This window comes from Nocardioides sp. CPCC 206348 (assembly GCF_048654705.1).
Classification (GTDB): Bacteria; Actinomycetota; Actinomycetes; order Propionibacteriales; family Nocardioidaceae; genus Nocardioides.
Genome location: NZ_JBMCZA010000137.1, coordinates 590 through 10533 on the forward strand (window position 1 = coordinate 590; position 9944 = coordinate 10533).

Here is a 9944-nt window from a genome sequence, read left to right on the forward strand (position 1 = left end):
GAAGACGCGGGCCAGGAATCGGTCGGCGAACGCGTCCAGAGCCGGATCGTCGGGAAGCCGGTTGGTCGCTCCGACGCAGAGGCGCAGCGGACACGCCACAAGGGTGTTGCCGCGCCGGTAGACGCGCTCGTTCAGGATGCCCAACAACGTGTTGAGAATCGCGGTCGATCCGAGGAAGACCTCGTCGAGAAAGGCGATGTCGGCTTCCGGCACCATGCCGGCCGTCTCGACCTCGACGACGCCCTCGCGGAGCCGCTGGAGATTGATCGGGCCGAACAGCTCGTTGGGCTCGGTGAAACGCCCGAGCAGGTACTCGAAGTACTGCCCGCCGAGCTGCTGCGAGACCCGTCGAACCGCGTCGGACTTGGCGGTGCCGGGAGGCCCGACGACGAGCAGGTGCTCACCGGAGACTGCGCACAATGCGACGACCTCGGTGAGTACGTCGCGATCGACCAGTCCCACGCGGGCCCGTCGTACGGCGTTCTGAACTGCGCGAGCATCCGCCTCGACACCGATCGGCGCCACTCCCTCATCCATCGGGCGAGTGTAGGTGCACCGCATCGGTCAACGGGCGGTCTTTTCGTTTCGCAGCATCCGACACTGCGAGACCATGGATGGGTGCCCGCCTTCCTTCCTGATCGTGCGACGATCCGCGAAGTCGCTGCCAGCGCTGCCCTCGGCAACACTCATCCGAGCGCGCAAGCGGGGCTTGAAGCGAAGCTCGAAGAGCCGCCTGGGGACTGGGACGAACGAACAGTCCTCACCGTCCCGGGTCTGGTCTGGTCGGTGTCCGGCGACACCTGCATGACCGGTCGACTCAGTGCACCGGACAACATCGCCTACGACCACTACGGACGAGAGTTCGTGTTCCGGCAACCACGTAACGAAACGGAGCTCGCGGCCGTGATGAGCGCAGACTCCGACGAAGTGATGGCGTGCTACCGCTTCGACGGCCTGTCGCGGTGGACGTCGCGGAGTGTCATGGCGTGGATGGAGGACATGGAGGTCGTCCTGGGTTACGTCCGCCAAGTGCTTTCCACTGAAGTGGACGCCGACATTCTTGATGGGTTGCGTCAGTACGAGGAGTACCTCACAGGGACGGACATTCGGGACGACCTCGGGGCGTTGCGGGAACTCCTTGACGACCAAGAACCGGCGCCGATCACCATGCGGCGGGTTGACCAGAGTCGACCGCCAGCACGGCGACTGCGACTCCGCAGATCCTGATCGATTCGAGTGCCTTGCCTACAGCCACGACGGGTGCGAGGTCGTTTCGGCGAGGAATCATCAGCGCAAGCGCCGAAGCGCGGTGGAGGCAGCAGCCAGAAGTGCCAGGGTCGGATGACCGCTCAGTTCTGGGTGTCCTCGCACCCGACTCTCCGGAATCCGGGCTGCTTATGCGCGGAATGCATTAGGTCCGGCTGTCACTGATTCGGTCGCAGATCATCGAGGGAGAGTGCACTTGCACGTCTTGGCGGGACTTGCATCAGGCCAAGTCAAGCGATGTGACACCCTCTGAGCCATGTCGCGTCCTCCCCGACTCCGCCCTGACCCGGGCAAGCGGAGGTCGCGCCGTCTCTCATTCTCTGGTGACGATGCGTGGGAACATCTCGTGCTTTACCTCGCGGGGCAAGCCAGTGTCTGTCTGATCAGGCAGAACGTCGACGCGCTCAACGTCGAGATCGGATACGACCGCATCATCCTTCACGCCTGTGTCCTGGAGCAGAACGCGGAGACGGACGCGGACTTGGAACAGATTCGCGACGAGCTCGAAGAGTCGCTTGAGCTTTTTGTGACGCCAGCGCCCAAGGTGCTGCTAACGGTGGCTACCGGCATCAACGGCCCCGAGTGGGACGGGTTCCACAACATGAGCATCTATAAGGCGCACTGGAGCACACGCGAAGACTGAGTCTTCGCCCGAGCTGCCGTGGATGAGCGTGACTTGGGTGAGACCTTCAGTCGCTCGGGCGGCGAACGGCGTCCATCAAGGGTTCCGGTGGGTCGGCGTAGTGCCCGGCGCTCGCCGGCGATTCGCGGCGGATTGGGTCATGTTCGGGTGCGCGCTTTGCGGCTTGCAGGGCGCATCTCCGACAGCGGCAGGAACGGGCGGGTATTCAGGCGAGTGAGGCAACCAGTCGCTGATAGGTGGCCTCCACGTCTCCCTCCGCGCTTTGAACGAGCATCGCGTCGGGACGTTGGTCCAGCAACGCTTGAAGCGCCGAGTGCCGTTGGCGAAGCGCCTCGTCGCCACCCTGTGCAGCGACTATGGCTTGGACTTGAGAGTGCCACGGGTTGTCAGGGTCCGTTTCACCGCGGCGGTGGAACCGCGCCACGGATCGCTCACAGCCATCCATTAGGAAACGCTCGATGAATCGCGCGTTGGTCCGAACAGCGCACGCCTCGAACAGCGAGACCTCGGCAGGATGGATCAGCAACTGAGGGAGCACTACATTGTGGCCGCTGTCCAAGTAGCCCTCGATCATTCCCATCGCCGCGGGACGGATGAGAGCCCCAGCCTTCAGAAAGTCGTCCGACCACCCGCCGATCAGGGTCCGAAGAGCATCTATGTCGCAGTTCAGTACACCGGGGTGTTCTTCGGCATATCGCCTGGCGATCGTGGACTTGCCGATTCCTGGCGGACCGTTGAGGTGAAGGAGATAGACCACGTCCAGGACGGTACCGGTGACCACTGGCATGGTGTCGCGCGCGCTCATTGGCCTGAGTGCCCGCTTGCCGTTGCGGGCATACGCGGCGGATAGACGCATGTAGCGTCACCTGTCTGTACAGCAGACCGGTCTATCGGAGTAGCGCACGGAAGAGGTCGCCAGCGCCGCCAGCGGACATCAGTTCGAGGTTCTGGCGGGCAACGCCCCGGTGGGCTCGCAGTGCTTCAAGAACCTCATCGACATCAGTGGTGAAATGGATCTTCGCCAAGCACTGGTTAGCGTCTCCTGTGCCGGCACGAGCCTTAACGATGATCCTGCGCAGTAGGTCGTCGAGGTCAATGCCATCAGCAGTCCCGCCGAAGTCACGCTGCCAATAGCCCTCGGGATCGAAGAAAATCATGGGTGTGAACGCATTAGCGCTAGGGGCGTAGTAGTTCTCTTCGACGTCCTGGAAGATCTCCCTAAGTGTGCCGCCGCCGCCGCGTGCATAGATGATTCCCGCGGCCGACTGCTTAACCAGCGCCTCCTCGCGGATGCTGTTGTGGAAGTACTTGGCATAAGCGGTGGCAAACGGCATCGTGGGCTCTTGCCCATACAGCCAGGTCGGAATCGCCAGGCTTGGGCGGACCTCCTTGAGCAACGACCGCGCGTCGATGCCGGCAGCAAGCCACCGCTCGGCAGCGGCCAACGTCTCAGGGGTGCCAATGACATTCCCGCCACGGTCAACGATGTCGATGAGTCGAGGGAGCTCGGGCTCAGCGCTGAGTCGGTTAATGAGACGATCGACAGTCTCGAGATCAGGGGCCGCGGCACCCACGTGCGCAGCCTCCATCGCTCCTGGCCCACCACCACTCGCGACAAGGAATTCCCCAGCAAGGGTATTGGTCAACTCGGCGACAGCTCGATAGGCCGGCGAGTCGCGGTGCACCTTGTGACCTCCCATGATTCCCACCAAAGGCAACTCGCTCAGCAAGTACCCCATCAGCGCATCCGAGATTGTCGCGTCGTGCAGAGCTTGCTTCCGGCGCGCTGCCGAACCGGGCGCCGCCCCACCGGTGCGCATGAACTCGCGGAATATCCCGAAGTCCCATGTGCCGGTAAACCCACCAGTCGAGAACCCGTCAAGTAACTCGTCCGCGGAGTACAACTCCGAACGCTCGTCCACGTGTGTCCTCCAAACCAGAAGTGCAACTTCCAGAAAAGCCTGAACGACGCAGTTCAGTCAGCTGCACGCCTGACGCCGAGCGGACCGAAACCTCGTGGGTCAATCTAGGACCAGTTGTGAACGATGCGGAAGACCTCGGATGAGCCCCTCCACACACTTTCGGCGACCTAACTTGTTGCGTCGATAGCTCTGTCGGCCTGGCACTCGAGGAGGACGAGGTGTCGGTCGCGGCGGAAGAAGCACCTTCGCTCACCCATCGGAGGGTAGGCGCACCGACAACATCGTGGAGTCGGTCTGCGTCGGCGGCGTGATCGCGGCGATCTGACGCAGTCGGGAACATCCCGGTCTGGCAGCGATTTCGGCGGACGTCTGTCGACCTGTGAGATTGCCTGTGGAATCTCGCGGCAGCTGGCCGCACGAACGAAGGGAGTGACCGTCTGCCCCGTCGCAATGGTGGCCTGATCGGAGAGGCGCTCAGCGACGAACCTGCCTTCGCCAACGATGCTGCCGAAGGATTGTGTCGGCGCGAAGGTCTACGGTCAGCCACGTGAAGGACCAGGCCGTGAACGGCCCCCAGGCTGAGCAGCCGTCCGTGTGGGTGCAGGTCGTGGCCGGCGTGAGGTGCGGGGCGTGGGACGCCCGCGAGGAGCAGATGTGTCGTCGCAATCCGGCCCGAGACAACAATGGCGACTGGTACGGCGGCGGGACGTTCTGGTTGTGCGATAGCCACGCGGACCAGGCAGCCGACGGGATGATCGACGAGGCGGGCGGCATCGCCGTGGCCGCGATTGCTGTCATCGACGGAGACGGCCCCTTGATGAGCGACACTGCGCTCGCCGAGTACGCCGCCGCGAACCCGGAGGAGCCGTTCTCCCCTGTCGCGGCCCGGCCTCGCCCGGTTTCTCACGTCTACGTCATTGAACGCGGCCGTTGGGTGAAAATCGGGAAGTCAGCTGACATCCCGTCTCGCTTGAAGTCGCTCAAGAATGGCGGGGCAACGATGCCTGACGGCATGGTGATTGGCCCGTTCGAGCTGTTGTTCACAATTCCGTACGACTGCGAGGCCGACCTGCATCAGCGATTCTCGGCATACCGGGACCGTGGCGAGTGGTTCTGGCACGAGGGTGAGGTGGCCGAGTGGACTTCTGAGATGCGCCGCACCTCCCTCGCGCCGATCAAGGCCGGCGCGAACGTCGACTGAATCACGAGGCTGAGGCGCTGGTTCGGGAGGTGCGCTGGTGCTGACGAAGTGGCTGTATCGCGGCAAAATGACGCACTCTTCGCGGCAGTTCCGAATGTTCTGCCGGAAGCGGAGCAATCCGTGAACTAGCGATATGTGACTTTCGCCGTCCGGTCGACCAGTAGCCACTTCTCTTCTCGTGCAGTGATGGCTAGTGGCGGCGGGTGGTCGGCGCCCGGCAATGTGGATCCGCCTCGTGCAGGCTCGCCGGCTCGCGCGCGAATGAGCCGCTCGGTAATGCCGCTCTGCGGTGTAGTGGTGATGGGCCTGTCGCGAAGAATTTGTCGGTGATTGACGATGTTGATGCTCTGGTCCAAGGCGGTATGCCGTTTCGGTGGCAAGTTTCCGACAACTGATTCCCAGGTGTGTAGGAGATTATCGAGGACTGCGACGCTGGCGACTGCCCAGAGCGCAAATGCCCACTCGGCGCGCCACATGTCGTTGTCGGCAGCGACCAATTGGCTCTGCCACCAAGCGAGGTCGTCTGCGTGGGCACGGCTCTCGCGCAACAAGGTTGCGGGGTGGTGGCTGGTGCCGAACGCGGCAGTACCGCTGAACACGGTCGCTGCGACCTGGTGTGGGTGCGCTGCGCCCACGATTGCGATTGCCGACGAGAGCCAGCAGTGGCCGACTTCGTCGAACAGCGCCGTCGCCGTTTTCGCCCATGGGAACGTCGACCCTTTCTCCCCCTTCTTGAAAATCCGCTCCTTCGCGATCGTCTCGAACGGCGAGTGAACCCGTCCCAGCCCTCGCAGCACCTCGGTTCGTATCCGAGCAGCGCCGTCTCCGGAGTCAGCAAATCCCATGTCTGATGAGGCGAAGAACGCTCGCGGTGAAAGTACTGCCGCTACGCGGGCCGGATGCGAGAGAGTCGAGCGGACGACTTGCGCCTGCCCGTCCAAGACCTCTGCGATCAGTTCAGCTTCGAGGTCGCTTCCCCGGGTGGGTGCGAGGCCGGCGTTGAGGAACAGTTGAACGCCATCATCGGCCAGGTCGATGCGGTCGAGCACTGGCCCGTCGACGGGGCCGTTGCCGGACTCGAACACGGTGCCGAGTCGCAGCCAGTCGTGCTCGCGGTCGGTACCGACTTCATGGGCGAGCTTCGCGCGCCACCAGTCGCCGAACTCGCTGGCAGAGTTCAGAAGTTCATGGACAGCGCGGACAGCGCGCAGACCACGCGGATCTTGTGGATGTTCGCTGATGATACCGATGAGCTCGGACCAGACGGGGTTCTCAGGCGCGGGCGTGGGTAAGCCAGGCAACGGAACGATCTGGCGGCGACGCAGCGCGTAGCGCAGTGCCGGAATGTTGCCGTCTTGCAGGAGAGCGCGCAGAGCTTGGTTGGCCTGCTTCGGCCGACCGTTAAACACTCCATCGGTCATCAAGGTCCATGCGGCTATCAGAGTCTGCGTGTCTGGGTTGTCCTCGACTGCCTCCGCGATGCCACCTGCAAGGACATACAGGTCCGTGGTGTCCGCATTCCCGCCGTAGAAGCGTGCTGTGTTGAACCAGTACGGGCGGCACAGGAGTGCGCGGAGAACGTCGGTGCGGTCGAAGGAAGTGTTCTCCTCGCCCGCGAACCGGTACAGGAACTTGGCAGCGAAGTACTCCCGGAGGGACTGGATGTCGAACTCGTAGGTGCCCTGCTCTTTGCTCGTCAGCGCCCAGAGTCGGTCCGATGCGGCGCCGAGAAGTTCGTCGATGATTGCGGTCGGCTTCTCGTAGGTGCTCTGGAAGTGCGTCATCGCGGCCTCGACCTCGGTCTTCGACATCCGACCCGACAGGTTGTGCTCTTCGCTGCGCGACTGGATGTACCAACCCAGGAATGGAACGATATCTCGCAGATCGCCCTGATGATTCTTGACGCTCTTCGGGTGCCGGTTCGCTTCCCGTATGAGCAGCAAATCCACGTAGCTGTCGTACAGATCGGTACGCTGGGTTGGTGCGGCCTCTCCGTCTCGGTTGAGAAGGTCGAGCAGAATGGTCAGCTGCATCGGATTGCTGGCCAACTCCCCGATGTAGGCCTCCTCGGCGCGTGCCTTGAACGCCTTGCGGACCCGGCGCCCTTCGGTGGACTTGAGGTCGTTGGCGGCGCACCACCTCTGCATGTAGGTCGCGATCTGCTTGTCAGTGAACGGCTCGAGGGCGAGAACCTCGAACGTATCCTCGGAGGGCTCGGGAAGTTCGGTGGCGTTGGGTCGTGAGGTCACGAGGACTCTGGGTCGTGTGGCATAGGCCGACCCTGCTGCGCAGAAGCGTTCGATCTCCTTGACCACTCGGGTGCGAGCCGCGATGTTGCCGACCTCGTCAAGCCCGTCGAAGACGATGAGGGCCGGCACAAGATTGAGAAGCTGGTCGACGACACTGGCGTCGACCTTGTCGTCGCCAGTCGCGCGAGCGAACACCTCGGCGAGAAACATCTCGATGGAACCGTTCTTTAGCGACTTCCGCTTCGTCTTGGCTGCTTCTTCCTCGAAGACGTCCTCGCCCTCAAACCATGCTGCGTACATGCCGAGCTCGACGCGGATGGGAAACCGGACCTGGTCCTCGGCGAGCGTGAGGAGGCCGGCCTTGGCGACCGCGTCCGAGACAAATGCGGCGCGGTGAGACTGGCATAGGTACTGGGTCAAGGTGGACTTGCCTTGTCCGGGAGCCCCGAGCACGAGGGTGAACGGCAAGATGCTGCTGGTCACGTGGGCCGAAACGCTGGGCAACACGCCGCCAGCCGCTTGTTCCCGGGTATTGCGGCGCGTACCCGGCGGTACCGGGGCGTGCAGTTGTCGTGCGCCAACGTCGACGTACAGGTCGGTCACGCGGTGCTTGCCGATGGCAAGCTGAGAGAACTTAAGTTTCTCGTCTTCTTTCCAAGCGACTTCGGCGATCTTTCTGATGACGCGGCGGGTGCGGGTGTCGCTATTCGCTCCCACGAACTCGCTGACCAGATACCGGATGAGGTCCCACCCGGCGAGCATGTCGGCGAATGCCCAAGTCACTTCGGAAGGCGCGCCACTGACCCAGGCGTTCAGAGTCGGGCGCCACACGCACTCCATGCGAGGCATCTCAAAGTCGGCTTCGTACTTGCGCAACGCGACATCAAGCTTGTCCATCTGGCCCTTGTCACGCATTGAGGTGCCTTCGAGATTCGTAACCAGGACGTAGCGCTGTGCGCCTTTGGCTGCGAGGGCCCGAATGTTCGCCTCTTCGCCCTCGATGGCTGCCGAGAGCCACTTGACCGGGTCCTTCTCGCGACCACGTTTGGACCACTTGTCTTGGAAGACGATGACCTTGTCGACGTCCTCGATGATCCCGTCGCGTCCGCCGTCGGCTTGTCCGATTGGGAAGGCCCGGAAGTCGGGATACTTGTGCGCGAGAAGTGCTGAAACGAGTTGCTGGAACTGGCTTGAGTCCAGCCGCTCGTATAGGTAGCGGAACTCGTCCTCGGACACGTGCGCTCCTCGCTGCTTCGCTCGGTCGGTCATGGGATCGACTCGGCCTAGCCTCTCAAAGCCCGTGCGAGAAACCGCCACGGACGCGCACCTATTCTGGCCGTTCCGACATGTTCGGCATGTCGACACATCCGGATGCGTCCGGCTAGCGGTGGATCGACGCTGAACGAGGAGGCGCCGCGGGGGATACTGACGCTACGTTGCTCAGGCTTCTTCAAGGTCGGACGCGAGCAGCACGCAGCCTCGTGAACACTCCTTGCGAACCACGGCTCGCCTACGGGTATTCGCAATGACACTCTCGTGGACCCGGATTGGGCTTTGGCACTTCGGGCAGATCTCATCGTGAAGGATGCGCGTTTCGGACATGGTGACCACGGTAGGGACACCGAACCCTTAGCGTCGCGTCGAGTCGAGATGCGCCGGGAGTGAACGCGGCAGATTGGGCTAGGTCTGCTGGCACCGAGTCGCGCAGCAGTCCCTTCCGCAGACGTGTTCAACTCGGCGCGTTTGTGCGGGTCCGACGTTACGTAGACGCGCTGAAACGCCGCGGACCAATCTCGCGCGGCCTAGCGATGAGCCGCATTGAGCGTCTCGCCACAGATCAAGACCTACAGTCTGCGGCGCCTGACATGCCGTGGGCACGACTACCGACTTGGCGCGCTTTCGGCCTACTCGAATGCATAGCGCAGGAACTCCTGATTAGCGTGCCTGTTCACGTCCCACCGACCAGCAGCCGCCGGAGGGCGCGCTCGGGTTGCCGCAGTTGTGAGTATCAGTTCGTTCTTCGCCCTGGAGGCTGCGACGAAGAACTCAGCTCGGTTGGAGTCCACGTCTCCCCAGAAGAGTTCGTGCTCAACTCCGAGCACGATGACTTTCTCGAACTCAAGGCCCTTGCACTTGTGGATGGTGAGTACACGAACCGCATCTTCCTCGGACAGGCGCCTAAGTGCAGCGAGCGGATCGCCGTCCCTGGTCAGTTCGGTGCCGAAGGCCTCGACTGTTTGTGAGATGACGTCGTCGAGGCGAGGGCCACGCTGATAGTCAGGCGAGAGCGTCGCCAAAGCCGAGACAGACGTTAGTTCGACGAAGTCGGCAACGAGTACAGCCCATTTGTCGACGCTCGACCTTGCTGAGTTTCCTGCGCGTACGTCCCGTCGCCTGAGCATCAAGAAGCTGCTCAATGCCCGGGCGTTCCTAAGGGCGACTTCCTCCGTCGGACTCAGGGCCGCTGCGATCCGCATGAGGTGCGCGTAGGCCGATGAGCGGCCGACGTCAGCAAGAACACGAATCAAATCGAGAATCACGGCGGCGACGGGTTCCGCAGTCAGGTCTTGGCGTGCTTGCTCGTTGCGGCAAGAGACGTCACGCGCGTGAAGCTCTGTTATGAGTTCGTCACACACGAGGTGGGGCTGCTGTCGGACAAGTAC

General features: G+C 62.8%; 8 protein-coding genes. 3 read left to right on the forward strand and 5 right to left on the reverse strand.

Going from position 1 to position 9944, the window contains the following annotated elements; all coding sequences use genetic code 11:
• On the reverse strand, positions 1 to 537 hold a 537-nt coding region (locus tag ACOADB_RS08820), incomplete at its 3' end, for an AAA family ATPase (RefSeq protein ID WP_378597587.1).
• An 81-nt stretch (positions 538 to 618) separates the two neighbouring features.
• Between ACOADB_RS08820 and ACOADB_RS08825 the strand changes: the two genes are divergently transcribed.
• Complete coding sequence (locus ACOADB_RS08825) at positions 619 to 1227, forward strand: hypothetical protein (protein ID WP_378597588.1); 609 nt, start codon at positions 619 to 621, stop codon at positions 1225 to 1227.
• Between the two features lie 385 nt (positions 1228 to 1612).
• Positions 1613 to 1909: a hypothetical protein gene (locus ACOADB_RS08830; RefSeq protein ID WP_378597589.1), complete on the forward strand. Its 297-nt coding sequence runs from the start codon at positions 1613 to 1615 to the stop codon at positions 1907 to 1909.
• Between the two features lie 205 nt (positions 1910 to 2114).
• Here the strand turns inward: ACOADB_RS08830 and ACOADB_RS08835 are convergent, their stop codons facing one another.
• Together ACOADB_RS08835 and ACOADB_RS08840 are read right to left on the reverse strand one after the other, a co-directional pair.
• Positions 2115 to 2765 carry an AAA family ATPase gene (locus ACOADB_RS08835; protein WP_378597590.1) on the reverse strand — a complete coding sequence of 217 codons (651 nt, stop codon included), beginning with the start codon at positions 2763 to 2765 and terminating at the stop codon, positions 2115 to 2117.
• 31 nt (positions 2766 to 2796) lie between these two features.
• Entirely contained in the window at positions 2797 to 3831 is a 1035-nt protein-coding gene (locus ACOADB_RS08840) for an LOG family protein (RefSeq protein WP_378597591.1), read from the reverse strand.
• 547 nt (positions 3832 to 4378) lie between these two features.
• On the opposite strand from ACOADB_RS08840, the gene ACOADB_RS08845 reads away from it, so the two are divergent.
• Positions 4379 to 5032 (forward strand): GIY-YIG nuclease family protein, encoded by a 654-nt coding sequence (locus ACOADB_RS08845; protein ID WP_378597592.1) that lies wholly within the window; start codon positions 4379 to 4381, stop codon positions 5030 to 5032.
• Positions 5033 to 5157: 125 nt separating this feature from the next.
• Here ACOADB_RS08845 and ACOADB_RS08850 read toward each other — a convergent pair whose 3' ends face one another.
• Both ACOADB_RS08850 and ACOADB_RS08855 read right to left on the reverse strand, forming a co-directional pair.
• The gene (locus ACOADB_RS08850) at positions 5158 to 8517 is read right to left on the reverse strand and encodes an NACHT domain-containing protein (RefSeq protein ID WP_378597593.1); all 3360 of its coding nucleotides are present in this window, start codon (positions 8515 to 8517) and stop codon (positions 5158 to 5160) included.
• Between the two features lie 668 nt (positions 8518 to 9185).
• Positions 9186 to 9944: 3'-5' exonuclease (locus ACOADB_RS08855; RefSeq protein WP_378597594.1), on the reverse strand; the 759-nt coding region annotated here is incomplete at its 5' end.